This window comes from Marinobacter salexigens (assembly GCF_002806945.1).
GTDB lineage: Bacteria > Pseudomonadota > Gammaproteobacteria > Pseudomonadales > Oleiphilaceae > Marinobacter > Marinobacter salexigens.
Genome location: NZ_NIHC01000001.1, coordinates 981,621 through 1,006,509, shown reverse-complemented (window position 1 = coordinate 1,006,509; position 24,889 = coordinate 981,621). Strand labels below are relative to the sequence as shown.

The following is a 24,889-nucleotide window of genomic DNA, read 5'->3' as shown; positions in this document are numbered from 1 at the left end:
AGCCACCCTCCCAAAAACCGCTACGAGCACATCCATGTGCGCTTGGCTTCGGCCTTCCTTGGCCGAAGACATTTTTGGGAGGGTGGCTCCACCGCTCTCGGCAAACATGTGTGCTGCATACAAATAGACAACTCCTGCCATCTTTTACCTTGCTAATTCAGCGGGCTCCACTGTAAAGCAAACAACACCGGCACTTGTTTTTTATGTTGGCGGCCTGCACATAGATCAAAAAGGGATGGAGCGGGGCCTGCTTCCCAAAAACGTTGAGCGCCAGGGATGGCGCGATCGAGCCCTACAGGGACGTATTTACGGGCGTTTTTTGGGAAGCAGGCCCCGCTCCATACCGGACGCATCCAAAGCAGAAAAACATGCTCCCGAAAACAACACGGGAGTAAAACGGAGAAAATTTGAACACCAACGATTCCAGACAATTCGATCTACATCCGGCAGACCAACGCCGGCTAACCACCCTGTGCGGACAGTTTGATGAAAACCTGAAACACATCGAACGACGCCTGCAAGTATCCATCACCCGCCGTGGTCATCACTTCCGGGTGGAAGGTGAAACCGAACACGTTGCCGCTGCGGTGGAAGTGATCCGGCACCTGTATCGGGAAACCGAAGCCACGGATGATATTTCACCGGATACCGTTCACCTGTACATTCGGGAAACCGGGTTTGAGCGGCTGCCGGAAGATATCCCCTTTGACGGCTCAGTCACCATTATCAAAACGCCGAAACTCACCGCCAAACCCCGTGGTGCAAATCAGCAGAAATACGTGCACAGCATTCGGTCCCACGATATCAACTTTGGCATTGGCCCAGCTGGCACGGGTAAAACCTGGCTCGCCGTGGCCTGTGCTGTAGAAGCGCTGAAAGACGAGCAGGTGAAGCGGATTTTGTTGGTGCGCCCGGCCGTTGAGGCGGGTGAAAAACTCGGCTTTTTGCCTGGGGATCTGGCACAGAAGGTGGATCCGTACCTGCGGCCGCTGTACGACGCTCTTTACGAAATGCTCGGATTTGACAATGTCACGCGGCTGATCGAGAAAAGTGTGATCGAGATTGCGCCTCTGGCCTTCATGCGTGGCCGCACTCTGAATAACTCGTTTATTATTCTGGATGAAAGCCAGAACACCACCCGCGAACAAATGAAAATGTTCCTGACCCGGATTGGTTTTGGCTCCACAGCGGTGATTACTGGCGACACTACACAGGTGGATTTGCCCCGGGGCCAGAATTCCGGACTGATTCATGCGGCCACTGTACTGAACAAGGTGACCGGCATTGGGTTTACCCGTTTTGAAGCAAAAGATGTAGTCCGCCACCCTCTGGTCCAGAGGATTGTGGAAGCCTACGATACAGCTGACAATGGGACCAACAAAGGGAGCGACCGCTCACAGTGAGTGAACTGACGGTTGATCTGCAGAAGGTATTTGAAGGCGTCGGGGTGCCTGAGGATTCTTTACTTCAAACCTGGGCTCAGGCAGCCTGGTTGGGCGAGGATCCCTCCGAAGTTACCATTCGGATTGTTGGCATTGAAGAGAGCCAAGAGCTGAATCACCAGTACCGGGGGAAGGACAAACCCACCAATGTGTTGTCCTTTCCATTTGAAGCGCCAGCCGGTATAACGGTGCCATTAGCAGGAGATCTCGTTATTTGTGCTCCGGTCGTTGAAAATGAGGCCAGAGAACAACATAAAGAGCCAGCAACTCACTGGGCCCACATGGTGGTTCACGGCATGTTGCATCTTCAGGGCTACGACCATATAAATGACGAAGACGCAGAGGCCATGGAGGCCCTGGAAATCCGGTTGCTGGCACAGTTTGGGTTCGGCAATCCCTACGAAGCAGAGGAAACGGTAAAAGACTCATGAGCGACGACCAGTCGAGTCGCAGTCAAGGCTCCAACAAGTCTTGGCTGGAGCGTATATCACACGCCTTCTCCAGCGGGCCAGAATCAATCGAAGACGTGCTGGAAGTACTAAGAAGCGCCGAATCTGAAGGCATCATCGATGTAGATGCCATGAGCATCATCGAAGGTGCCATGCAGGTAGTAGACATGCGGGTGGACGAAATCATGATCCCCCGTTCCCAGATGGTCACTGTGCGCGCCTCCCAGGATCCCAAAGAATACCTTGGCGAAGTCATCCGGTCTGCCCACAGCCGTTTCCCGGTTATTGGCGACAGCCAGGATGATGTCATAGGTGTTCTTCTCGCCAAAGACCTTCTGCCGTTGGCGCTGGATGATGATATGGACTGGTCTCATGTCCGTGAACTTCTACGCCCACCCACGTTTGTTCCCGAAAGTAAGCGCCTGAACCAGCTTCTCAAGCAGTTTAAAGAGAATCGCAACCACATGGCGATTGTTGTGGATGAGTACGGCGGCACTGCGGGTCTGGTTACGATTGAAGACGTGCTGGAACAGATTGTGGGGGAAATCGAAGACGAACACGATATCGATGAGGAAACCCACATCAAAGCACGGGGTGATGGCTCTCACGCTGTAAAGGCAGTTACACCGGTCGACGACTTCAACGAATTTTTCAATACAGGCTTCGATGAAGAAGAGTTCGACACCATCGGCGGCGTTGTGCTCAAGGAGTTTGGTCACCTGCCCAGACGTGGCGAAACGGTTGAATTTGGCGGCTTGCGCTTTACCATTGCCAACGCCGATAACCGTGTCATCCGTCTGTTACAGGTAACCCGTAGTGAGCCCTGACGATTCAAAACCTCTCATTGCCCCAGCCCATTCGTTTTTCTCCAACCGCTGGTTAAGTGCGGCAACCCTTGTGGTTGCCGGCGCGTTGCAAACTCTGACCTTTTCGCCCTTCCATTTCTGGTGGCTGGGGCCGGTTTCCATACTCCTCATTTTGTTGATCGCAATTCCTCTGCCGGCAAAACATCTCTTCCGCGCCGGCTTTCTGGTTGGGCTGGGGCTGTTTGGCTCAGGGGCGACCTGGGTTTATGTCAGCATCAGTGAGTTCGGAAATACATCCATTCCTGTTTCGATATTACTGACCGCAGCCTTTGTTGCTGGCCTTGCTCTGTTCCCAGCCCTCGCTTTCTGGTTCTGGAGCAAGCTGGCAAAAGGCAGTGCTGTGCGGCGGCTAATTCTGTTTCCAGCCATCTGGATTCTTGGGGATTGGTTGCGCGGCTGGTTGCTCACCGGCTTCCCCTGGCTATACCTGGGCACCGCCCATACTGACGGCCCCTTGGCTGGACTGGCGCCCGTAGTTGGCGTTCATGGCCTCACCTTTTTGATTGCAGCGAGCGGTGTTGCCATGTTTGCTGCAGTCTGGCTGCTCAGCAAGCAACGCCATGCCAGCGCGGGCATTGTGGCCGTTGTTACTTTAATTCCATGGTTTGCGGCTCCGGCACTGAACCGTGTTGACTGGACCGACCTAAGCACAGAGCCCACATCAGTTGCGGCGATGCAAGGCAATATCCCGCAGCTGATCAAATGGGACCCGGAGTTTCTGAAAGATCAGATTGTTGCGTATTTGGGGATGACGGAACCCTACTGGGAAACTGATCTGATTCTTTGGCCGGAGACGGCGATTCCTATTCCCCAGGATCAGGCGGGAAAGATTATTGAGCATATTGAAGAAAACCTTGGAGAAGATAGCACCCTGATAACGGGCATTCCCTGGTATGGCTTCAGTGAGCGCGCCGGCGGATTTACTTACCACAACAGTATTATGGCCATTGGCGACGGCAGTGGGATGTATCACAAGCAGAAACTGGTACCCTTTGGAGAGTATGTTCCGCTTGAGGGCATGCTGCGCGGGCTGATCGGATTTTTTGATTTACCCATGTCGAGTTTTACTCGTGGGCCAAAAAATCAGTCTCCTTTAACCGCCAATGGCACGAAGGTGATGCCCTTTATTTGTTATGAGGTGGCTTATCCGGACTTTCTTGCCCGCAATGCGGTGAATTCGGATTTGTTGCTGACGATCAGTAACGATGGCTGGTTTGGGGATTCGGTGGGGCCGCTGCAGCATTTGCAAATTGCGCGTATGCGGGCTTTGGAAACCGGGCGTTATATGATTCGCGGCACCAACAATGGGGTGACTGCGATCATTGATCACAAGGGGCAAATTACTGAGCGCATTCCGCAGTTTGAGCGGGCGGTTCTGACTGGCGAGGTATTCAAGGCTAGTGGTAGCACGCCTTACATGGTGACGGCTTCGTGGCCGGTTTTGACGTTGGCGCTGATTCTGATCGTGTTTGTTCGGGAGCGGGTTATTCCTAAGAACTGACTCTGCTTGGCCTTGTGTTTTGGTGCATGCAGTCGTGGCGAAGGGGCTTCTCAAAACACGCTGTGAATACTTCCCTGTACGCTCGGCTCCGCCACCCATGGCTCCGCACGGTTTTGAGAAGCCCCTTCACCACGACTGCCCCAGCATCTGAGTTGGCCGCCAGTTTCTCAACCCACTAAGGCTATGATCAACTTTCCTTTCGCGGCCAATGACTGGTAACCCGCTTGTAGTATTGTGAACCACAGGCCTCGCAAGGCTCCAGATGGCTGGTCGAGGTCAAGCACAGCATGTGCTCGCAGTTCAGGCACTGGAACATGCCCGCCGTTGCGACTTCACCAGCGATGTACTGCCCTGCATCGCGGCTTTCGAGTTTTTGCCGCAACGCCAAGGTATCGACCAGGGTCTGGTCGGCGACGGAGAGCAGGCGGTCGGTTAACTGTTGCTCCAGTAGCGACAAGTCAAGCTGCAACCATTCCGCAAGCCCTTCGCCGGTTTCGTCTACAAAGTTCAGTAGGTGTTCCAGATCTCTCTGGAGGTAGGTGCCGAGGAGGCTGATTTCATCCCTGGTCATTTCCTCCAACTCTTGCTCAACCTCTATTGCCTTCTCCACCTCTTCTTCCAAGGTGTCCAGCGAGGTTTCCTGTATTGCTTTCAAACGGGTCTGCACCCGTTCGAGCATTCGGTCGTATACCTCGAGGGCTTTGCCGGACAAGTGGTTTCTTTCAGACTCAGTCATTAAGGGCTCCTCAAATGTAGGGGCGGTGGCAGGTGGGGCTCTCCGGGACTGTCGGCAGCAGGGATGCTGCCGTCAAGCGTACAGGGATGTATTCACAGCGTGTCCCGGAGAGCCCCACCTGCCGCCAACCTTCACCATAACTACCATCATGGCACAGTATTCAAATTTTGGCAGACTACCTGTTATGCCTTCTGTGCGTTAGAATGTCCGGCCGCTCCGCACATCATTTTGATACAGGGTAACTTTGGTAATGGCAGGTATGGACGAGCAGTACAATCCCCGTGACGTTGAACACAATGCGCGCACCTTCTGGGACGAGAACAAAACCTTCGAAGTCAAGGAAGATCCGGACAAACCGAAATACTACTGCCTGTCCATGTTCCCCTACCCCAGCGGCAAGCTGCACATGGGGCACGTGCGCAATTACACCATTGGCGATGTGATCTCCCGCTACCAGCGCATGCAAGGCAAAAACGTTATGCAGCCCATGGGTTGGGATGCCTTTGGCCTGCCTGCCGAGAACGCAGCCATTGCCAACAAGACTGCGCCAGCGAAGTGGACTCGCTCTAACATCGAATACATGAAAAACCAGCTCAAGCAGTTGGGCTTTGGTTACGACTGGAGTCGTGAGCTCGCCACCTGTGACCCGGAATATTACCGCTGGGAGCAGTGGTTCTTTGCTCGCCTGTACGAGAAAGGCCTGGTGTACAAAAAAATGTCCACCGTGAACTGGGACCCTGTAGACCAAACCGTTCTTGCCAACGAGCAGGTGGTTGACGGCCGCGGCTGGCGCTCCGGCGCTCTGGTTGAGCAGAAAAAGATTCCCCAGTGGTTTATCCGCATTACCGATTATGCCGAAGAACTGTTGAACGACATGGATGATCTGGATGGCTGGCCGGAGCAGGTCAAGACCATGCAGCGCAACTGGATCGGCAAGTCAGTGGGCACGGAACTGACCTTCCCTCTGAAGGATGGCGAAGACGGCCTCACCGTTTACACCACCCGCCCAGACACCCTGATGGGCGTGAGTTACATGGCGGTAGCGGCAGAACACCCTCTGGCCGTAGCGGCGGCTGAGCGGCATTCAGACGTTGCCAAGTTTATAGAAGAGTGTCGCAACAGCAAGGTGGCCGAAGCGGATATGGCCACCATGGAAAAGAAAGGTGTCGACACAGGCTTCAAAGCCATTCACCCGCTGACTCAGGAAGAAATTCCGGTTTGGGTCGCAAATTTTGTTCTCACGGATTATGGCACCGGCGCCTTGATGGCCGTTCCTGGTCACGATGAGCGGGACCACGAATTCGCCCTCAAGTATCGTTTGCCCATCAAACAGGTTATTGCCGCCAGCGACAGCCGTGAAATCGACGTGCAAGAACAAGCCTTCACCGAAAAAGGCGTGCTGGTTTCTTCCGGTAAATACAGCGGCCTGACCAGCGACGAAGCGTTTGATGCAATTGCTGAGCACCTTGAAGAAAACAGCATTGGAAAGCGCACCGTAAATTACCGTTTGCGTGACTGGGGTGTGTCCCGCCAGCGCTACTGGGGTGCTCCCATCCCGATGATGACTCTGGAAGATGGCACCCAGCGCCCAGTGCCAGACGACCAACTACCGGTTCGTCTGCCAGAAGATGTTGAGATGGACGGTGTTCACTCTCCTCTCAAAGCCGATCCCGAGTGGGCAAAAACGACTTTTGAGGGCCAGCCAGGAACTCTGGAAACGGATACCTTCGACACTTTCATGGAGTCATCCTGGTACTACGCCCGTTTCTGCAGCCCGAATTACGATAAGGGCATGCTGGACCCGGCTGCAGCCAACTACTGGCTGCCGGTCGATCAGTATATTGGCGGCATTGAGCACGCCATTCTGCACCTACTGTATGCTCGCTTCTTCCATAAGCTTTTGCGCGATGTTGGTTTAGTGAACAGTTCAGAGCCTTTCAAGCAACTGCTTACCCAGGGCATGGTGCTGGCAGATACTTACTATCGTGAAGATGATATGGGTGGCAAGAACTGGATTGCACCTGCAGATGTAATTGTGGAGCGAGACAGTAAAGGCCATGTAATTGGTGCGGTGCACAAGGATGACGGGCAGCCCGTTATCGCCGGCGGCGTTACCAAAATGTCCAAGTCCAAAAACAATGGCATAGACCCGCAGTCCATCATTGATGCCCACGGCGCTGATACCGTGCGCCTGTTCATGATGTTTGCTGCACCACCTGAGCAATCCCTTGAGTGGTCAGACAGCGCTGTAGATGGCGCTCATCGCTTCCTCAAGCGTTTATGGCGTTTGGTAAGCGAACAAGTAGCTGGTGGAGCCGCCCCGTCTATAGATCTGGACGCCTTGAACGATGCCCAGAAAGACCTGCGCCGCAAAACCCATGAAACTATTTCCAAGGTGAGTGACGATATCAGCCGTCGCCTGACGTTCAACACTGCTATTGCCGCGGTGATGGAATTGCTCAACGATGTAAGCCGCCTGAACAACGACGAACCACAAACCCGTGCTGTGCGCCAGGAAGCGCTGGAAACGGCTGTTGTGATGCTGGCTCCCATTGTGCCCCATATCTGCCATACCCTTTGGCAAGCACTGGGCCACAGTGATCCGGTAGTTGACGCGCCTTGGCCGGTAGCGGACGAATCTGCCATGGTTCGCAGTCAGATTCAGGTGGTTCTGCAGGTTAACGGGAAAGTACGAGCCAAGATTGACGCTCCGGCTGACATCAACTCTGCTGATCTGGAAGCTCTCGCGCTGCAAAACGAAAATGTTAAGCGCTTTACCGAAGGCGCTACCGTTCGCAAGGTCATTGTCGTACCCGGAAAACTGGTTAACGTGGTGGCTAATTGATATGCGGCTGCGCACCCTACAGTCAGATGCTGTGAAGCTGATAGGCGTCGGCACTATGGCTATCAGCCTTGGCGCCTGTGGCTTTCAGCTGCGGGGTGCGCCACCGGTTTCCTCTGCACTGGAGCCTCTTGAGCTGGACTGCCTATCCCCGGTTCCTACTTCACTTTGCCTCTCTGTGCGCCAGCAGCTGGAACTTGGTGGCATTGAATTAGCTTCGGGCCAGGACGCAAACTACCAACTCAGAGTTCGGGGCTTTGAGCAGGATCGCAGAGCGTCGGCCATTACGGTGCAGGCTGCAGCTGCAGAATATACGCTCAGACAGTCAGTCGAGGTCGAACTGATGAGTGCTGACGGAATCCCGATTATCGCCAGCACGCGCCTAACAACGAGCGAGAGTTACAGGTACGACGAGACTAATGTGCTCGCAAAACAGAGAGAGGAAGACAATCTGCAGCAACAGTTGAGCGACCGCCTGGCGCAACAAATCATCTTCCGCCTTGCACCGATCACGGAACAACGGCTACAGGAAATCCGGGACAACCAGCAGGGATCCCGCACCATGTCCGGCGCACAATCTGCGAAACCATGAAAACCAATCCGGGCCAACTGCCACAACTGCTCCAAAAAAGTCTTGCGCCGGTCTATCTGGTTTCCGGAGATGAGCCTCTTCTGGTACAGGAGTGCTGTGATCAGATCCGCAGTGCTGCCAGAAAAGCGGGCTTCAATGAACGCCTGACCTTCCATGCTGATCAACAGCTCGACTGGAATTCCGTAGCCGATGAATTCAGTGCCATGTCCCTTTTCTCGGAGCGACGCAGGATCGAAATCCGCCTGCCAACGGGAAAGCTGGGGGATGGCCGCCCGGTTCTTGAACGGGTTCTTGCGCAGCCGCCCGAAGACATTATCGTGCTGCTGATCAGTGCTCGCCTGGATGCCGCTGAAACTCGCCGCAAATGGTATAAAGAGCTTCAGTCAAAAGGAGTCCATGTACCCGTATGGCCAGTAGATGCTGACAAATTCCCGGGCTGGCTTCAGCAGCGCGCAAAAAACCGCGGGCTTAGCCTTACCCGGGGAGCCCTCGCGATACTGGTGGAAAGACTTGAAGGCAACCTGCTTGCCGCTAGCCAGGAGCTGGATCGCCTGTCACTGCTCACTAATGGTGACACTATTGATGAAGAAACGGTTGAGCAAGCCGTACAGGACAGCTCACGCTTTAACGGTTTTGAACTGGTCACAGAGCTGCTTAGTGGTCGAGCACCCCATGCCGGAAAGATAATTGGCGTGCTTCAACAGGAAGGTGAGAACCCTCTTGGTTTACTGTCGGTGTTGATTCGCGACATTAACCTGCTGCTCGAATTGAAAACCGGGGAAAACCGCTCTGAAAACCCCTCATCATTCTTTAAAAAGCGTGGTGTATTCCAGCCACAACGAGCAAGAGCACTGGAACAAGCCGCCAGACGGTTGCCGCCTCTGCAACTGCACGAAGCCCTGAAAATTTGCAGCCAGATTGACCGGGCGGCGAAAGGCTTTGACGATCTTTCCCCTTGGCATTATCTCAGGGACATGTCCTCTCTTTTGGCTGCAAAATCCTGACGCAGGTCAATCGCAACCTACATAAAGTTTCCCAAGCCTACTTGTCACTTGACAGCTTTTTACTCCCCGTCGCATGGTTAAGGTATGTAACCAACTCAATAAAGGTGCCTGCTATGGGTCTTCAAGAAGAACTCAAAACCCTCTCTGATAAAATCAAGCAATACCGTGACGAAGCTAGGGTACAACTTCACCTTGCCCGCCAGGAAGTAAAAGATGAATTCGATGAACTGGAAGAAGAGTGGGACAGATTCCGAACGCGCTTTGATGAGGTAAAAGACGAAGCCAGTGATGCATCACAGGAAGCACGGAAAACTATCAAAAAGCTCGGTGAAGACCTGAGGTCGAGCTACCAGAACATTCGCGACAAAATCATGTAAAAGCGTGCGTCAGTTAACACATCGCCACATTTCTTTACCCTAAGGCCCCTTGTGCAAGGGGCATATATGTCATATTCCTATATAAGTGAGCTGAGCGTCATTTTTTAAACGACGCTTACAGACACCGCGAGGTATAAATGACATATGAAGAAAAAGCTCTTTCTCTTTCTTACTGCATCAATGCTCGTGCTGACCACGAGCTTTGTTATAGGGCAGAACACCCGCTTCAGTGACCCAAAGACGGTCATCAAAGAAGAATTCTGGGGCAACCTCTATGCGGATGGCGGCAAGTCGTTTTTCTGCGACGAGCAATTCTCCAGCAAGGGTTTCATGCTGACTCAAGGCTACATTTATCCGCTTGCAGACATACGCGATGCTCTTTCCTGCGGTACTACCCGTCAATGCGAGCAAGACAACCGTTACCGCCAGATTGCTTCCGACCTTCATAACATGATTCCTGTGCGAAACCGCACTGAACTACGGCGCCGTAACACGCGCTACGAAGAACTCGGGGCAACCATTTCGGAAGACGATTGTGGCATTCGCGAGAGCAGCATCTTTTTTGAGCCTCCCCCCAAAGTAAAAGGCGATATCGCCCGAAGCATGGGCTATATGGTCGGCACCTACGACCTGCCTTGGCTTGGCTCAGCCCAGGTATTCAAAGGCTGGAACCGGGCAGACCCTCCTGATGACAGAGAGCTCTCCCGGCACAAGCGCGTAGCGGACATTCAGGGCAATGAAAACCCCTATGTCACCGACCCGACTCGCATGGAAAGCCTTTGATTTTTCAGCTTGATGAATCCTGTCTTCGGCGCAGACTGAACCACCATAAAAAAAGCAGGCACGCCGGCCTGCTTTTTTTGATAGGGAGGCACCCCCAATAGAGATACCTCATCTTTCAGTCGCTAGTGGTCAGAACTCATCAGCCGTATGGGCCATCATGGAATCACTGCCGCTGCGAATACCTTCCGCAAGCGAAACGGTTTTCGGCAACAAGCGATCATAATAGAAGCGCGCTGTTTTCAGCTTGCCACTGTAAAAACCAGACGTATCATCGTCGGCTTTTTGCGCGGCAGCCTTCACAATGCGTGCCCACATATAACCCACTGCCGTCAGCCCGAACAAGTCCAGATAGTCTACTGAAGCTGCACCAACGGCATCAGGATTCTCTGCTGCCTGCTTGATAACGTGCTCTGTCACATCAGACAAACGCTCGAATGCTGCCGCAAGCGGTTCCAGGTAGGGGCGCAGGCTTTCTTCACCACTGTTCTCTTCGATGAAGCCAGCTACATCCTCTGCAAACAGCTCATACAACTTACCCTGACTACCCACTACCTTACGGCCCATCAGATCCAGTGCCTGGATACCATTGGTGCCCTCATAGATTTGGGTAATCCGGCAGTCACGAACAAGCTGCTCCTGGCCCCACTCACGAATAAATCCGTGACCGCCAAATACTTGCTGACCCAGGATACAGGCATCCAGGCCACGATCGGTCAGGAATGCTTTTGCAACCGGCGTTAGCAGCGCGACCATACCTTCAGCGTGCTTGCGGCGATCTACGTCTGAAGCATCGGCATACTTGGAAATGTCGAGCCACTGGGCCACGTAGGTCGAGAAAGCGCGACCGCCTTCAACATAGCTCTTCATGGTGAGCAGCATGCGGCGCACATCCGGATGTACCAGAATGGGATCTGCTGCTTTTTCCGGCTGCTGGGCTCCTGTAGGCGCACGACTCTGAATACGCTCCTTGGCATATTCCACAGCGCTCTGCAGGGAAGCTTCGGCGGCACCAATGCCCTGGATACCAACGCCCAAGCGCTCATAGTTCATCATGGTAAACATGGCGTTCAGGCCTTTGTTTTCCTCGCCCACGAGCCAACCTTTGGCGCCATCATAATTCATCACGCAGGTTGCAGAGCCTTTGATGCCCATTTTCTTTTCAATGGAGCCACAGCTGAAGCTGTTGCGCTCTCCCAGGGTCCCATCGCCGTTCACCAGGAATTTGGGAACCAGCAACAGAGAAATACCCTTGGGCCCTTTCGGAGCGCCTGGCAGCTTGGCAAGCACCAGGTGGATAATGTTTTCTGCCATGTCGTGCTCGCCCCAAGTGATAAAGATCTTGGTGCCAGTTACATTAAAGGAGCCGTCGTCGTTCGGTTCAGCCTTGGTACGGATTATGCCCAGATCTGTTCCCGCATGGGGCTCAGTCAGATCCATCGCTCCAGACCACACACCGGAATACATGTTGGGCAGGTATTTTTCTTTCAGCTCCTGGCTGCCGTGGGCGTCCAATGCGAGGCAAGCGCCAGCGGTCAGCATCGGCGCCAGGCCAAAGGACATGTTGGCGCCCTGCATCATCTCTTCAAACTGTGCTACCAGAGTTTTAGGCATGCCCATGCCGCCAAACTCAGGGTTGCCACCAAGGCCATTCCAACCGCCTTCTACAATCGTCTGGTAGGCTTCTTTAAAGCCATCCGGCGAGGTTACTTCGCCATCATTCCACTGACTGCCCTGCTCGTCCGCTTCGCGGTTCAGGGGGGCAAGCACGCCACTGGTGATTTTACCGGCTTCTTCCAGAATCGCGTCCGCGGTGTCCGGATCTACATTCTCTGCCACTTTGGGCAAGGACGCCCAGAGCGCAGGGGCATCAAAAACTTCGTTCAGGATAAAACGCATGTCGCGCAAAGGCGCCTGATAATCGGCCATTCAGTCTCTCCAAGTTCCAAAGAACAATCTGTACGGTGCAAGCGGCAATAATACAAAAAAAGAGCCACCTGCCCGACCTTGTTATCTGTTAAAGGCAATTATTCTAACCTAAAACTGGCTGTAACTCATGAAAAAAGCCCGGCTCCTGGGAGCCCGGGCTTTTTTTACCGGTTAACCTTCAGTGCGCTCCTGTATCAGAGTGCGAAGGCTTCTTCGGGCATATCCAGCAGGGTGTCAGAACCCGCCAGCATGGTCACAGCGTGAGTTTTGGTACGCGGCAACATGCGGGTGAAGTAGAAGCGTGCAGTCTGCAGCTTAGCCTTGTAGAAAGCCTCTTCACTGGTGCCTTCGTCAAGTTTCTCCTGAGCAATCCTGGCCATACGAGCCCACAGATATGCAAATACTGCATAGCCAGAATACATCAGGTAGTCTACAGAGGCCGCGCCTACTTCCTCACGGTCCTTCATTGCGGCCATTCCCACTTTCATGGTCAGGTCGCCCCACTCTTTATTGATCGCCGCTAGCGGCTCAACAAACTGCTTCAATTGCTCGTTATCAGCATTTTCCTTGCAGAAAGAGTGAACCTGCTTGGTAAAGCCTTTGAGGGACTCACCCTGGGTCATCAGAACCTTACGACCCAGAAGGTCAAGCGCCTGAATACCGGTGGTGCCTTCATAGATCATGCCGATACGGGCATCACGTACGTTCTGCTCCATGCCCCACTCGGAGATGAAACCGTGACCACCGAATACCTGCATACCCAGGTTCGCTGCTTCGTAACCGATTTCGGTCAGGAAAGCCTTGGCAATCGGCGTCAGGAAACCTAGCGCTTCGTCTGCTGCCTTGCGCTCTTCGTCAGTCTTGCCACGAACAACAATGTCAGCTTTCTGAGCGGTCAGGTAGATCAGTGCACGGGCGCCTTCAGCAACCGCTTTCTGAGTCAGCAGCATGCGACGCACGTCTGGGTGAACAATAATCGGGTCAGCAATGCCTTCCGGATTCTTGGGGCCGCTCAATGAGCGCATGGCCAGACGATCTTTGGCGTATGCCAGGGAGCCCTGGAAGCCCAATTCTGCAGCGCCCAGACCCTGGATAGCGGTACCGATACGGGCAGTGTTCATGAATGTGAACATGCAGTTAAGACCTTTGTTCTCAGGTCCGATCAGCCAGCCTTTAGCGCCGTCGAAGTTCATTACGCAAGTGGCGTTACCGTGGATGCCCATCTTGTGTTCAATAGAGCCACAGGATACAGCGTTACGATCGCCCACAGAGCCGTCTTCGGCAGGGAGGTTCTTGGGTACGATAAACAGGGAGATGCCCTTGGTACCTTCAGGTGCGCCCGGCAAACGTGCCAGAACGATATGAACGATGTTTTCGGTCATGTCGTGCTCACCGGCAGAAATAAAGATCTTGGTGCCGGTAATGCTGTAAGAACCGTCTGCATTAGGCTCTGCCTTGGTGCGCAGGGTGCCCAGATCAGAACCACAGTGAGCTTCGGTCAGACACATGGTGCCCGTCCACTCACCACTGATCATTTTGGTCAGGTATGTCTGCTTCTGCTCTTCAGTTCCGTGAGCTTCCAGAGTGTTGATTGCTCCGTGGCTCAGGCCAGGGTACATGCCCCAGGACCAGTTAGCGGTGCCGTTCAGCTCGCTCATTACGATGCCCAGAGAATCCGGCAGCCCTTGACCGCCGTAGTTCGGGTCAGCCGCCAGCGAAGGCCAGCCACCTTCAACGTACTTGTCGTAAGCTTCTTTGAAGCCAGTCGGTGTTTTAACGCCGTCTTCGCTCCATGTGCAACCTTCTCTGTCGCCAACCTGGTTCAACGGAGACAGCACCTGCTCAGCAAACTTTGCACCTTCCTGGATAATGGCATCAACCATATCCGGAGTTGCGTCTTCAGCGCCTTCCAGATTGGCGTAGTGGGTCTCGCTGTCGAGCAGCTCGTTCATTACGAATTTGATATCACGCAGGGGCGCTTTGTACTCAGGCATTTAAACCACCTCGGTTTTCGGTCTTGGCTGAAAAAGTAATAACAGCTCGCGGCCTTGGGTTTGCTCAGACACTGCAACAAGGTGCGTTGCAGCATTAATTAAACACTTGTTTGAAACATACGTTTAGAGGCACAGAATTGTCAATAGTCGAGGGCATAATTTGTGTAGCGTTTGGTCAATACTGCACAGGACAAAACCTCATAAAGGCCCAAAAAACCTGCACAAGCCGACAGTTAACCAGCATCCACCCTAATTAAGTCGTTTCTGGGAGTGTAACGGCAAGCTTCGGGACTATTAGCAGGCTAACAGGTGGGAAACTCAGACTGAAATGGGTAAAAACCCATCCCCCGAAGCTGCTGGCTCTTCGCCAAAGCCAGAGATATTCTGATAGGAGTTTTGAGCTTGCTGACCCGTTCTGGACAGTTGCCCATTGGCGACCTCTTGTGAATCTGCTGGCGCATCGTCACTTTCACTCGCAGGTTTTTCTGCACTGGCGTCTGAGGATTTCTGCTCCAGGGCAAGCTCGGACTGGGCCTGCAGCATAATCTGCATGGCCTGAGCGGCAACAGCCCGATCCTGGCTCGATGGTTCTGCCGGAGCCATGGCTGCTGACCGCACCACCCGCATTTTTTCGATGGTTGCCTGAGGGTCACCGTTGACCGGAGAGATATCAATCGATACTTCGCCGCCCACCGCATACTGGGCACCGTCTGGCCCCCGCTGAAAGGACAGCGAAATGGCACCCGCATGCTGGCCGCCAACGGCCTGATGGGCTGCCTCATGGGCGCGAACTTCACGGTCCCGGGCTTTGAGCTCGGTAAGCTCCTTCAGCTCGGCTTCATCCAGCCCGCCAACCTTCTTGCCAGCCGACTCCACTTCGACAGCTTTACGAACCGCGCTTGATGATTCACTGCTTGGAGGGCTGTCAGAACCACTCCTGGCGGAGTAGCTTGATATTGATGGCGGTAGTGACGAAAGCGGGCTCACGGCAACAACGCTCAGACCACTATGTCGAGCAGCGTACCAAGGGTTTCATCGGCAACCTTCACCACCTGCGACGAAGCCTCAACGCTACGCTCGTAGAGTTTCAGGTCCATAATCGGCTCAATCAGGCTGCTCCCGGTTTCGGCGCTGCCTTGAGGGCCATCCGCACCGGCACGGGCGATTTTACGAGCGGCATTTTCCATGCCGTACATTCCGTCCTGAATACCTTGAACGCCAATTGCGAGGGTATTATTGATCATGACTGCCGCTTCCCGTGACCATTAATTGACACTATTAGCGCACATTATTGTTCAATTTTCAAACAGCGAATCAATATTGAGGTGTTCACTCAAGATTTTGGGGCTGACATTCTCAACCCAGGGCATTACGCCTAGACAAGGTGTCGGGAGTTGACCCATCAAATAACTCAGGGTTTCCTGCTCACTACTCATTGCAACAGATTCTGAGCGGTTCGCCACCCAGCCTGCCAGAGCCAGACCGTCGTTAAGTATGGCCTCTGCCGTTAACAGGGCATGATTAATACACCCGAGTTTGAGGGACACAACCAGAATCACCGGCAAACCCAGCTCCCGGGGTACCGCCGAGTAGGTTTCCCGGTCGTTCAACGGCACTCGCCAGCCACCCGCACCCTCTATAAGCAAAAGATCCGCTGGCCGCATCTGCATACCACGGCAGAAGCCAATCAACCGATCGGCCGTTACATTTCGCCCGGCCTTCACTGCGGCAACATGGGGCGCAATGGCCGGCTCCAGAGCAATGGGGTTCACAATATCGTAAGCAAGGGATTCTGTGGCCGCACGCTGGAGCATCAGCGCATCGTCATTCCGCAACCCCTCTGTTGTGCTATCACAGCCAGAGGCAATAGGCTTCATACCCAAGGTACGTTTGCCGGCCGCTTTGGCGGCTTCCAGAATTGCAGCAGACACCATGGTCTTGCCAACACCGGTATCTGTTCCTGTCACAAAAAATGTTTTTTTAGCCATAGAAGCCAGTCAACCCACTCGTTTATGAATCATTGTATTGCCGTTGGAGTCAGGGCTTGACCAGTAAACCCAGGCCGCCTCATAGCTTGCCATAACACCCCCCTCCGGGGCTCTGGGGTAATGCTGGCACATGGCGCGAAACCGGCCCGGTGCTGTTGCAGTCTGGCGTCTGTCTGCATGTTTATAGCCCGCGCCCAGCTGTTTTAGCTCTGCTGCCAGAGTGAGGGGCGAGGCATAGGGTAGAAGCAGAGTTCGTGTTTCAACTTCCGCCCCCGGCAAGGTTCCGAGTACTGAATGTGTAAATGCTGCTTCCGTCTCAAATCGGTTTATATGCTTTTGCCCGGGGTCCGCTTTCTGCCAGGCTTGATCCAGTTCCTTCAGCGTCCCGTCAAGAAGTGTTGAAACCATCAATTTTCCCCCGGGCCTGAGCACCCGCCGACACTCTTGAAGAACCCTAGCCGGTGTTGCACACCACTGGATCATGAGATTGCTGAATATCAGATCGCAGCTTTGGTCTGCTAGCGGGATAGCCTCGGCATCTGCAACCATCCATGTAACATCAGCTGGGCTGTGTGCACTGGCGTGCTCGATCATGCCGGGCGAAAGATCCATGCCTGTCACATTCCCCGAGCCTTCGAGACCTGCCAGCTTACGGGTAAACCAACCGGTGCCACAGCCAAGGTCTATAACGCGGGCGCTGTTCAGGCCGGGCTGGCCCTCAAGCTTCTCCAGCATCGCGTCACCCATCACACGCTGTAACCGGGACGCAGCCTCATAGGTGGTTCGGGCCCTACCGAACTCTCGAGCAATATCTCCCTTACTTGCCGGGCAGGAGGCAGTCGCAGCAAAAGAACTCATGTCGCCATACCATTGGAGAACCCGAGAAACTGATCAACAGCCCCTCGGCACTCATCTGCAAACACGCCACCAGGCCAGTGGGCCATACCGGGAATGCTGATTTCGATGGAAGAAGGTTGCGTTTCCAAAGCGCCCGCCCAGGTCGACACCACCTGGTCGCAGGCACCGGTTATATGAAGTACAGGAACATTTACACGGGACCACAACAGGCGCTGGTCACTTCGCTGCAACCACCGAAGACTCTTGATCAGATTAGATGATGATACCGGCGCCCCCTGACCGAGCCAGGCTCTAAGACGCTGCCGCTCGCCGATAGCGCTAGCAGAACCACTGATCATCAGCAGAATGAAATGCATCCAGTAGCGTTCAGGTTCACGACTCAAGCCTCGACTGAACACTCCAAACTCTTCCTCAGACATACCATTAAGCCATCGTTCATCAGCAATAAACTTGGGAAATCCCGCAAGCGTGATCGCAGCAGAGACCGCCCTGGCGTTCCGGCTCGCGGCGGCCATAACAACCTGAGCACCGAGAGACCACCCCATCCAGACAGAGGGCCCGGGATACCGCTGTAAAAGCTCATCGGCCACATCCGCCACAGAATCGCAGCGTGTTATAAGGTCATCATTCAGCGACACCACCTCAACCCTGCCTGGCCATGATCGGTACAGATCCTCCAGCATCTCCGCACGCACGCCCCAGCCCCCAACAACCACAAGGCGGTCGCCCTTCCGCAGGGCACTCATACCGCGACACCCTCACCAACCAGCAAATGCCGACAATCCGCCAGCCCCTGCATCAGGCTAACCAGGTCCTCATGGGTATGAGCCGCGCTGAAGGTAACCCGCAGCCTCGCCTCACCCGCTGGCACAGTGGGTGGCCGGATTGCAGTAACCAACAAACCGCGCTCCTCAAGGGCCTGGCTAAGCGCCAGAGCCGCCCAGTTATCACCCACCATAATGGGCTGAACAGGCGTGCAAGAGGACATAAGCGAATAACCTAAAGCCGCGGCCTCACGTCGGAAACGATCAATCAGCCCCTGCAAATGAGCTCGCCGCTCACCACCCTGCTCGATCAAATCAATACTGTTTAAAGTGGCCATTGCTAGCGCCGGAGGCATGGCCGTGGTGTAGATATAAGTACGAGCCTTCTGCACCAAATAATCCATCAACACCTCAGACCCCGCCACAAACGCCCCGCTGGTGCCGGCTGCCTTGCCCAGAGTGCCAATAAGAACCGGCACATCCTCCTCAGACAAACCAAACTCCGCCACACTCCCCTGCCCGCGCGACCCAAGCACTCCAAAACCGTGGGCATCATCCACCACCAGCAAAGCATCGTGCTCTCGACACGCCGCTGCTAACTCCCGCAGCGGAGCCACATCGCCATCCATGCTGAACACACCGTCAGTAACCACCACCTTATGGCCGGAAGTCTCCGCCAGCATCGCCGCAAGCGACTCTACATCCCCATGGCCATACCGACGCACCTTCGCCCGGCTTAGAATACAGCCATCAATAATGGAAGCATGGTTCAACCGATCCGAAAACACCGTATCCCCACGCCCTGCCAGCGCAGAAATCACCCCCAGATTGGCCATATAACCGGTGGAGAAAAACAACGCCGAACTGCGCCCGGTAAACGTCGCAAGACGCTCTTCCAACAAGTGATGCGCCTCATGGTGCCCACAAACCAGATGAGAGGCCGCACCACCTAACCCCGTTTTGGGCAAGGCATCTCTGAGGGTTTCAAGATTGGAAGGATGATTGGCAAGGCCAAGATAATCGTTGCTGCAAAACGAAAGTAACCGCTTACCATCCGCAGTTAAAACCGGCTGCTGAGGCCCGGAAATGTGCCGGCGTGTTCTGTATAGCCCGGCCTGTTTTCGTTGTTCCAGTTCAGCTGTGAAGTCACGCACGAGTATGCATCCAGAGAAATGACAAGTGTTTATACTTGCTGGCATTGAGGTGTTTTCGAGGGCACCCAAAAGCTACGGGCGACGTGCGGGCGGCTTGCTCCGGGATTGTAGAGGGCCAAGGACGGCCCGAAACAAGCGCACATGGGTGAGGCAAACGCTTATGAAGCGCAGCTTCATGTGCAGCCGAACGACAGCAATCTGTGATTGCTGGCCGGACCCCGCAAGGGGTGCTCGTAGCGTATCCCGGAGCAAGCCGCCCGCACGTCGCTTCCGCCCAATAATGCTAAGCGGACTCCAAAGAAGCGTCATAAAACAAATGCCGATTAGCCTCATACTCCAAAGCGTCGACAATCGCCTCCTCATCCTGCGCCTCAGAAGCACACTGCTCCCGCTTCTCCGGCCGAATACCCAAACGCCGGAACAACGCCATATCCGCATCCGCCTCCGGATTTGAAGTCGTCAGCAGCTTCTCGCCATAGAAAATCGAATTCGCCCCAGCCAGAAAACACAACGCCTGCATCTGCTCATTCATCGTCTCCCGACCCGCAGACAAACGCACATGAGACGCCGGCATCATGATGCGAGCCACCGCAAGCACACGAATAAACTCAAACGGATCCAGACCCTCCACATCCTCCATGGGGGTGCCCTTCACCTTCACCAGCATATTCACCGGCACACTTTCAGGATGCTGCGGCAGGTTCGCCAATTGAACCAACATGCCAACCCGATCATCCTCATCTTCCCCCATGCCCATAATGCCGCCACAGCACACCTTCATACCGGCGTTACGCACGTTTTCCAGCGTATCCAATCGGTCCTGATAGGTACGAGTCGTAATGATGTGGCTGTAATACTTCTCGGAGGTATCCAGGTTATGGTTGTAATAATCCAGACCGGCCTCCGCCAGCTCTTCCGCCTGCTCCGGCTTCAACATACCCAGCGTCATGCAGGTTTCCAGGCCTAGCGATTTCACCTCCCGAACCATATCCAGAACATAAGGCATATCCTTCACCGTCGGGCTGCGCCACGCAGCACCCATGCAAAAGCGTGATGCGCCTTTTTCCCGGGCAGCGCGGGCCTCTGCGACCACCTTTTCCAACTCCAGCAGTTTTTCCTTCTCCAACCCGGTGTTGTAATGACCGCTCTGGGGGCAGTATTTGCAATCTTCCGGGCAAGCCCCTGTTTTGATGGAAAGCAAAGTGCTTACCTGCACCTCATTGGGATCAAAATTCTGTCGATGCACCGTCTGAGCGCGGAACAACAAGTCATTAAACGGAAGTTCGAAAAGTGAGCGCGCTTCCTGAAGGGTCCAATCGTGGCGTAATGCGGTGGCAGTCATGCAGAAGTCCTGTTAACCTTTTTCGGTATCTGGGTTTACGGATGAATCAGATGATAAAGGGACTGAGCTGGCTGTCAACCTTAAAGTCACTAATGGTTAACAGCGAAAAAACCAAAGGCCACTGCGTTGGCTGCCTTTCTTCCAATGCCAACAATGGCTTATGTGAATTTTGCCGGGCCGACCTACCGGTTAACCAATGGCACTGTCGCTGTTGCGCCCTACCAATGTCGTACGCGGGGAACGAGCATATTTGTGGTGGCTGCTTGGCATCGCCACCCCCCTTTGATCGATCACTTATCCCCTGGCGTTACCAGTATCCGGTCGACGGAATGATCAGCCGGTACAAATATCATGGCCAGCTCAAGTTCGCACGGCCACTGATTGCGGGCCTTACAAGCCATCTTGAATCCGCATTCCAGAACAGAAGCGACGACAAACCAGAGTTGCTAATTCCCTCACCGATGCTTCCGGCGCGCCGGCGTGAACGTGGCTTCAACCAGGCCCGGGACATTGCCGAAAAGCTGGGGCACGCTTTGGATATTCCGGTGAGTGCGAGCGCAGTCAAGCGTGTGCGCAAGGTGCAAGCTCAGCGCGGGTTGAGCAGAGAGGCCCGGCTGGCAAACCTGCGCGGCGTGTTTACAGTGTGTGGGCCGGTGCCAGAGAGAGTTGCCATAGTGGATGACGTGGTCACTACCGGTGCAACCGTAAGAGTGCTTGCATCAGTGTTGCGGGACGCAGGTGCCAAGGAGATTCAGATTTGGGCCTTGGCCAGAACGCCAGGATGAAGCCGCCTGACCGTTAAATCAGTTTGTCCTTCACCAAATCAGCAATAGCCAAACAGGATGTCAGGCCCGGCGACTCAATGCCAAACAGGTTTACCAGCCCCGGAATACCGTGCTCTTGAGGGCCATCAATCCTGAAATCGAAAAAACCACCCTCTGCATCTTTCAGTTTTGGCCGGATGCCCGCATAAGCTGGCTGCAGCCGTTCAGCCTCAAGGCCGGGCCACCACTGCCGGATGCCCGCCACAAAGGCATTCACCCGTTCAGGATCAACCCCGTACTCTTCACGCTCAATCCATTCCACATCCGGGCCAAAGCGGGCCTGGCCGGCAAGATCCAGGGTGAGATGAACGCCCAAGCCACCCGGTTCCGGCACCGGGTAGATCAAATTGCTGAAAGGGTGGCGGCCGCTATAACTGAAATAGACCCCCCGGGCGAACCACTGCGTCGGCCTCTGCGAATCGGGAAGCCCGTGCCAGTTACGAGTTAACGGCACTGCCCCCAGGCCAGCTGCATTAATAAGGTTCCGGGCCTTGAGCATGCATGGGGCGGCGCCTCCAACCTGCACAAGGTGGGCACCGGCCACTGACTCTATGCGCTCAACCGGTGAGCGCAGCGCCAGCGAGCCACCCGCATCTTCCAGCTCACCCAGCAGCGCGAGCATAAGGCCGTGGGTGTCTACTATGCCGGTTTCTGGCGACCAGAGCCCGGCGTTGCTGCGAGCCTCTGGTAGTTGCCGCGCAACGCTGGGCCCGTCCCACAATTGCAAAGGCACACCGTTGGCTGACGCGCGGGCCTGAATACTTTCAAGTCCAGAGCTTTGTGCCTCATTGGTAGCAACAATCCATTTGCCACACTTTTGGTGCCCAACCTTGCGGCGCTCACAATATTCGTACAACTGCCTGCGACCTTCGACACAAAGCCGGGCTTTAAGGGAGCTCTCAGGGTAATAGATCCCGGCATGAATCACTTCGCTGTTTCGGGACGAGATACCTTCGCCAAAACAATCTCCAGCCTCCAGCACAACCACCTCGTGGCCTGCCTTAGCCAGTGTTCGGGCCACAGCCAAACCGACGACTCCGGCCCCGATCACCAAAGTACCTACTTCCATCACATCATTAGTCACTGGCTCAAGCTGCTCCCTGTCTACTAACCGTGTCCCGCATGAGGGAACCCTAAGCGCCTAAGTTAACCCAAACCCGGGTATGCAGGAACCTGCGGAAACATCTCGAACCTCATTACGGGGGCGCTGCCAAGCAGGTATACTTGAGCCCAATATTTTCAACGTTTGGCCTCACCTTATGATGAACGTATCAGCCCATCCATACGAAACCCTGACACCGGACGCAATTCTGGATGCCATGGAAGATGCCGGTTTCGCGGTAAGTGGCCGCCTGTTTGCCCTGAACAGCTATGAAAACCGGGTGTATCAGGTAGGGCTGGATGACGGCGCCCCGGTGATCGCCAAGTTCTATCGCCCCGGCCGCTGGACAGAAGCGCAGGTACTGGAAGAGCATGAGTTTACCCGTGAATTGCTGGCCGCCGACATTCCTGTAGTAGCACCACTGGTAATGCCATCTGGCGACACGCTTGGGAAACATGGTGATTTCATGTTCGCCGTATTTAACCAGCGTGGCGGGCAAGCCCCGGATACCAGCGTTACCGATACCCTTTACCGGCTTGGGCAATGGCTCGGCCAGATTCACAACATTGGCGCACTCAAGCCCTTTCGTCATCGCGTGGCCCTGTCGCCTATGGATGGCATTGAAGCAAGCAACCAGCTTTTACTCGAAGGCGACTGGATTCCCAAGGATCTGCGGCCCGCATGGGACAGCCTGATTCCGGATCTGTTAAACCACTGCCGCGCCCGTATTGAAGATGCTGGCGACGTTGAAACCTTGCGCCTGCACGGCGACTGCCACGCCGGAAACATACTATGCCGGGACGAGCAGATGCTGTTTGTGGATCTCGACGACTGTCGCTCCGGCCCTGCCATGCAAGATATGTGGCTGCTACTGAATGGCGAGGATCACGAGCGCGGGGCACAGTTGGGCGAATTATTGGAAGGCTATGAAACCTTTCGCGATTTCAACCGCCGTGAGCGACATTTGATTGAACCCCTGCGCTGTTACCGCCAGATCAGCCACTGCGCCTGGCTGGCAAAGCGTTGGGACGACCCTGCGTTTCCACGCTTTTTCCCCTGGTTTGGCCAACCCAGATTCTGGTCGGATCAAATTTTGTCCTTGCGCGAACAACTGGCCGCTCTTCAGGCACCTTCGATCACACTTCCTGGTCAATACTGACCACCCACTCACACTCGAAACGAGGTAGGCATGAGCCAGAATGAGGCCCGCTACACTATCCGCAGTCTTTTCGTGACCGCCCTGGTCGCCATTGTCGGCACCGTACTTGTGCTGGAACTGAGCGGAAGCATCAAGCATTCGGACAACAAGGATCATGTGCCGGTGGGTGACTTCAAGGCGATTCACATCACGCCGGGAGAAACCTTCCGCATGTCCCCAAAAGCCTCGGAACTCCATGCAGTTTGCGAGAATGGCTACATGGCCATAGCGGCCGATACAGATCCATCTTTCCGAGGCATTCTTGTGGATTACAAGAACCGTGGCGTGCGCTGTTACCGCCCCTCACCGACTGCTCCGGCTGCACTTCCAGAGCCTGAGCAACCAGCTGTGCCAGCCAGGGAGGCCGGCAATGAGTAAACGCGAGCAACCGACAGAAACCCTGACGGACCGCCTGTTCGCGACAGAACGGCAACCGGAGGATTTTCGTTTTGACGCCGCTGTAGCCCGTGTTTTCCCGGACATGATCCGGCGCTCAGTGCCTGGCTACACTACCATCATCCCGATGATCGAAGTGATCACCGAGCAGTACGCCCAGCCCGGCTCCAACTGTTATGACCTGGGCTGCTCCCTTGGTGCTTCAACACTGGCAATGCGCCATGGTATTCCCTTTGGCGACTGCACCTTGGTGGGCATTGATAATTCCCCAGCCATGATCGAGCGTTGCGAGCACTACATTGCGCTGGACGATCACACACTTCCTGTGAATCTGCGCTGCGAAAACATTCAGGACACGGAACTCTCCGATGCCTCGGTCACAACCCTAAACTTTACCCTGCAATTTGTACCCCCTGAGGAGCGCAGCGCCCTGTTAAGCCGGATCGCAAAGGCCACAAGGCCAGGCGGTGTGCTGATCCTCTCGGAGAAAATCCGCTTCGAATCAGAAGATGAACAAAACACTCAGACCCGCCTGCATCATGAGTTCAAGCGCGCTAACGGCTACTCTGACCTGGAAATCAGCCAGAAGCGCAGCGCTATTGAGCAGGTTTTGATTCCGGAAACCCTGAACGCCCACAGGCTGCGCCTGCTGGATTCAGGCTTTGATCGCGTACTGGTCTGGTACCAGTGTTTCAACTTCGTATCCATGCTGGCCATCAAGGCCGACTGAACAAACTGGCAGAACAGGCAG

Annotated in this window: 24 protein-coding genes; 13 read left to right on the top strand and 11 right to left on the bottom strand. The window is 54.7% G+C overall.

The window, feature by feature from the left end:
* Window positions 1-407: 407 nt before the first annotated feature.
* Genes CDH47_RS04670 through lnt form a run of 4 tightly spaced genes read left to right on the top strand, consistent with a single transcriptional unit; the run spans window position 408 to window position 4,258 of the window.
* A complete protein-coding gene (locus tag CDH47_RS04670) occupies window positions 408-1,403 on the top strand; it encodes a PhoH family protein (RefSeq protein ID WP_100638632.1) in 996 nt (331 codons plus the stop codon).
* Entirely contained in the window at window positions 1,400-1,873 is a 474-nt protein-coding gene (gene ybeY / locus CDH47_RS04665; RefSeq protein WP_100638631.1) for an rRNA maturation RNase YbeY, read from the top strand. Before CDH47_RS04670 ends, ybeY begins: the two co-directional genes overlap by 4 nt.
* The gene (locus CDH47_RS04660) at window positions 1,870-2,718 is read left to right on the top strand and encodes an HlyC/CorC family transporter (RefSeq protein WP_100638630.1); all 849 of its coding nucleotides are present in this window, start codon (window positions 1,870-1,872) and stop codon (window positions 2,716-2,718) included. The genes ybeY and CDH47_RS04660 overlap by 4 nt, the downstream gene beginning before the upstream one ends.
* On the top strand, window positions 2,708-4,258 hold the full coding sequence (gene lnt / locus CDH47_RS04655) for an apolipoprotein N-acyltransferase (RefSeq protein WP_239985565.1): 1,551 nt from the start codon (window positions 2,708-2,710) through the stop codon (window positions 4,256-4,258). Before CDH47_RS04660 ends, lnt begins: the two co-directional genes overlap by 11 nt.
* 187 nt (window positions 4,259-4,445) lie before the next feature.
* On the opposite strand, the gene CDH47_RS04650 is transcribed toward lnt, so the two are convergent.
* Window positions 4,446-4,994, bottom strand: a complete 549-nt coding sequence (locus tag CDH47_RS04650; protein WP_100638629.1) for a zinc ribbon-containing protein — start codon at window positions 4,992-4,994, stop codon at window positions 4,446-4,448.
* Window positions 4,995-5,253: 259 nt separating this feature from the next.
* Between CDH47_RS04650 and leuS the strand changes: the two genes are divergently transcribed.
* From leuS to CDH47_RS04625, 5 genes are all read left to right on the top strand, one after another.
* Window positions 5,254-7,839, top strand: coding sequence for a leucine--tRNA ligase (leuS, locus tag CDH47_RS04645; protein WP_100638775.1), 2,586 nt, complete (start codon window positions 5,254-5,256; stop codon window positions 7,837-7,839).
* 1 nt (window position 7,840) lies between these two features.
* Window positions 7,841-8,428 (top strand): LPS-assembly lipoprotein LptE, encoded by a 588-nt coding sequence (locus CDH47_RS04640; RefSeq protein WP_100638628.1) that lies wholly within the window; start codon window positions 7,841-7,843, stop codon window positions 8,426-8,428.
* Window positions 8,425-9,432, top strand: coding sequence for a DNA polymerase III subunit delta (gene holA, locus CDH47_RS04635; protein WP_100638627.1), 1,008 nt, complete (start codon window positions 8,425-8,427; stop codon window positions 9,430-9,432). Before CDH47_RS04640 ends, holA begins: the two co-directional genes overlap by 4 nt.
* 113 nt (window positions 9,433-9,545) lie before the next feature.
* Window positions 9,546-9,809 carry a hypothetical protein gene (locus CDH47_RS04630; protein ID WP_100638626.1) on the top strand — a complete coding sequence of 88 codons (264 nt, stop codon included), beginning with the start codon at window positions 9,546-9,548 and terminating at the stop codon, window positions 9,807-9,809.
* Window positions 9,810-9,953: 144 nt separating this feature from the next.
* Complete coding sequence (locus CDH47_RS04625; protein WP_100638625.1) at window positions 9,954-10,592, top strand: endonuclease; 639 nt, start codon at window positions 9,954-9,956, stop codon at window positions 10,590-10,592.
* 129 nt (window positions 10,593-10,721) lie between these two features.
* On the opposite strand, the gene CDH47_RS04620 is transcribed toward CDH47_RS04625, so the two are convergent.
* From CDH47_RS04620 to bioB, 9 genes are all read right to left on the bottom strand, one after another.
* Window positions 10,722-12,518, bottom strand: a complete 1,797-nt coding sequence (locus tag CDH47_RS04620) for an acyl-CoA dehydrogenase C-terminal domain-containing protein (RefSeq protein WP_100638624.1) — start codon at window positions 12,516-12,518, stop codon at window positions 10,722-10,724.
* A gap of 194 nt (window positions 12,519-12,712) precedes the next feature.
* A complete protein-coding gene (locus CDH47_RS04615; protein ID WP_100638623.1) occupies window positions 12,713-14,512 on the bottom strand; it encodes an acyl-CoA dehydrogenase C-terminal domain-containing protein in 1,800 nt (599 codons plus the stop codon).
* A 318-nt stretch (window positions 14,513-14,830) separates the two neighbouring features.
* Window positions 14,831-15,499 (bottom strand): putative metalloprotease CJM1_0395 family protein, encoded by a 669-nt coding sequence (locus tag CDH47_RS04610; protein ID WP_239985564.1) that lies wholly within the window; start codon window positions 15,497-15,499, stop codon window positions 14,831-14,833.
* 11 nt (window positions 15,500-15,510) lie between these two features.
* Entirely contained in the window at window positions 15,511-15,756 is a 246-nt protein-coding gene (locus tag CDH47_RS04605; protein WP_100638621.1) for a flagellar biosynthesis protein FlgE, read from the bottom strand.
* A gap of 51 nt (window positions 15,757-15,807) precedes the next feature.
* Window positions 15,808-16,500, bottom strand: coding sequence for a dethiobiotin synthase (gene bioD, locus CDH47_RS04600; RefSeq protein ID WP_100638620.1), 693 nt, complete (start codon window positions 16,498-16,500; stop codon window positions 15,808-15,810).
* Window positions 16,501-16,509: 9 nt separating this feature from the next.
* Window positions 16,510-17,358: a malonyl-ACP O-methyltransferase BioC gene (bioC, locus tag CDH47_RS04595; RefSeq protein ID WP_100638619.1), complete on the bottom strand. Its 849-nt coding sequence runs from the start codon at window positions 17,356-17,358 to the stop codon at window positions 16,510-16,512.
* A complete protein-coding gene (locus CDH47_RS04590) occupies window positions 17,355-18,104 on the bottom strand; it encodes an alpha/beta fold hydrolase (protein WP_100638618.1) in 750 nt (249 codons plus the stop codon). Before CDH47_RS04590 ends, bioC begins: the two co-directional genes overlap by 4 nt.
* Window positions 18,101-19,276, bottom strand: coding sequence for an 8-amino-7-oxononanoate synthase (gene bioF / locus CDH47_RS04585; protein ID WP_100638617.1), 1,176 nt, complete (start codon window positions 19,274-19,276; stop codon window positions 18,101-18,103). Before bioF ends, CDH47_RS04590 begins: the two co-directional genes overlap by 4 nt.
* Before the next feature lie 283 nt (window positions 19,277-19,559).
* On the bottom strand, window positions 19,560-20,618 hold the full coding sequence (gene bioB / locus CDH47_RS04580) for a biotin synthase BioB (protein WP_100638616.1): 1,059 nt from the start codon (window positions 20,616-20,618) through the stop codon (window positions 19,560-19,562).
* 263 nt (window positions 20,619-20,881) lie between these two features.
* On the opposite strand from bioB, the gene CDH47_RS04575 reads away from it, so the two are divergent.
* On the top strand, window positions 20,882-21,403 hold the full coding sequence (locus CDH47_RS04575; RefSeq protein WP_239985563.1) for a ComF family protein: 522 nt from the start codon (window positions 20,882-20,884) through the stop codon (window positions 21,401-21,403).
* A gap of 13 nt (window positions 21,404-21,416) precedes the next feature.
* On the opposite strand, the gene CDH47_RS04570 is transcribed toward CDH47_RS04575, so the two are convergent.
* On the bottom strand, window positions 21,417-22,514 hold the full coding sequence (locus CDH47_RS04570) for an NAD(P)/FAD-dependent oxidoreductase (protein ID WP_420843659.1): 1,098 nt from the start codon (window positions 22,512-22,514) through the stop codon (window positions 21,417-21,419).
* 187 nt (window positions 22,515-22,701) lie between these two features.
* Between CDH47_RS04570 and CDH47_RS04565 the strand changes: the two genes are divergently transcribed.
* The 3 genes from CDH47_RS04565 to cmoA are packed head-to-tail and all read left to right on the top strand — an operon-like array spanning window position 22,702 to window position 24,868.
* The gene (locus tag CDH47_RS04565; protein WP_100638774.1) at window positions 22,702-23,703 is read left to right on the top strand and encodes a serine/threonine protein kinase; all 1,002 of its coding nucleotides are present in this window, start codon (window positions 22,702-22,704) and stop codon (window positions 23,701-23,703) included.
* 30 nt (window positions 23,704-23,733) lie between these two features.
* A complete protein-coding gene (locus CDH47_RS04560) occupies window positions 23,734-24,120 on the top strand; it encodes a PA3694 family proteiin (RefSeq protein ID WP_100638613.1) in 387 nt (128 codons plus the stop codon).
* Window positions 24,113-24,868: a carboxy-S-adenosyl-L-methionine synthase CmoA gene (gene cmoA / locus CDH47_RS04555; RefSeq protein ID WP_100638612.1), complete on the top strand. Its 756-nt coding sequence runs from the start codon at window positions 24,113-24,115 to the stop codon at window positions 24,866-24,868. Before CDH47_RS04560 ends, cmoA begins: the two co-directional genes overlap by 8 nt.
* Window positions 24,869-24,889: the final 21 nt, after the last annotated feature.

What these genes read in the sequence shown, in the direction of transcription:
- CDH47_RS04660 (WP_100638630.1), top strand. Translation starts at nt 1,870, where the DNA reads ATGAGCGACGACCAGTCGAGTCGCAGTCAAGGCTCCAACAAGTCTTGG.
- CDH47_RS04650 (WP_100638629.1), bottom strand. Translation starts at nt 4,994, where the DNA reads ATGACTGAGTCTGAAAGAAACCACTTGTCCGGCAAAGCCCTCGAGGTA.
- leuS (WP_100638775.1), top strand. Translation starts at nt 5,254, where the DNA reads ATGGACGAGCAGTACAATCCCCGTGACGTTGAACACAATGCGCGCACC.
- CDH47_RS04640 (WP_100638628.1), top strand. Translation starts at nt 7,841, where the DNA reads ATGCGGCTGCGCACCCTACAGTCAGATGCTGTGAAGCTGATAGGCGTC.
- holA (WP_100638627.1), top strand. Translation starts at nt 8,425, where the DNA reads ATGAAAACCAATCCGGGCCAACTGCCACAACTGCTCCAAAAAAGTCTT.
- CDH47_RS04630 (WP_100638626.1), top strand. Translation starts at nt 9,546, where the DNA reads ATGGGTCTTCAAGAAGAACTCAAAACCCTCTCTGATAAAATCAAGCAA.
- CDH47_RS04625 (WP_100638625.1), top strand. Translation starts at nt 9,954, where the DNA reads ATGAAGAAAAAGCTCTTTCTCTTTCTTACTGCATCAATGCTCGTGCTG.
- CDH47_RS04620 (WP_100638624.1), bottom strand. Translation starts at nt 12,518, where the DNA reads ATGGCCGATTATCAGGCGCCTTTGCGCGACATGCGTTTTATCCTGAAC.
- CDH47_RS04615 (WP_100638623.1), bottom strand. Translation starts at nt 14,512, where the DNA reads ATGCCTGAGTACAAAGCGCCCCTGCGTGATATCAAATTCGTAATGAAC.
- CDH47_RS04605 (WP_100638621.1), bottom strand. Translation starts at nt 15,756, where the DNA reads ATGATCAATAATACCCTCGCAATTGGCGTTCAAGGTATTCAGGACGGA.
- bioD (WP_100638620.1), bottom strand. Translation starts at nt 16,500, where the DNA reads ATGGCTAAAAAAACATTTTTTGTGACAGGAACAGATACCGGTGTTGGC.
- bioC (WP_100638619.1), bottom strand. Translation starts at nt 17,358, where the DNA reads ATGAGTTCTTTTGCTGCGACTGCCTCCTGCCCGGCAAGTAAGGGAGAT.
- CDH47_RS04590 (WP_100638618.1), bottom strand. Translation starts at nt 18,104, where the DNA reads ATGAGTGCCCTGCGGAAGGGCGACCGCCTTGTGGTTGTTGGGGGCTGG.
- bioB (WP_100638616.1), bottom strand. Translation starts at nt 20,618, where the DNA reads ATGACTGCCACCGCATTACGCCACGATTGGACCCTTCAGGAAGCGCGC.
- CDH47_RS04565 (WP_100638774.1), top strand. Translation starts at nt 22,702, where the DNA reads ATGATGAACGTATCAGCCCATCCATACGAAACCCTGACACCGGACGCA.
- CDH47_RS04560 (WP_100638613.1), top strand. Translation starts at nt 23,734, where the DNA reads ATGAGCCAGAATGAGGCCCGCTACACTATCCGCAGTCTTTTCGTGACC.
- cmoA (WP_100638612.1), top strand. Translation starts at nt 24,113, where the DNA reads ATGAGTAAACGCGAGCAACCGACAGAAACCCTGACGGACCGCCTGTTC.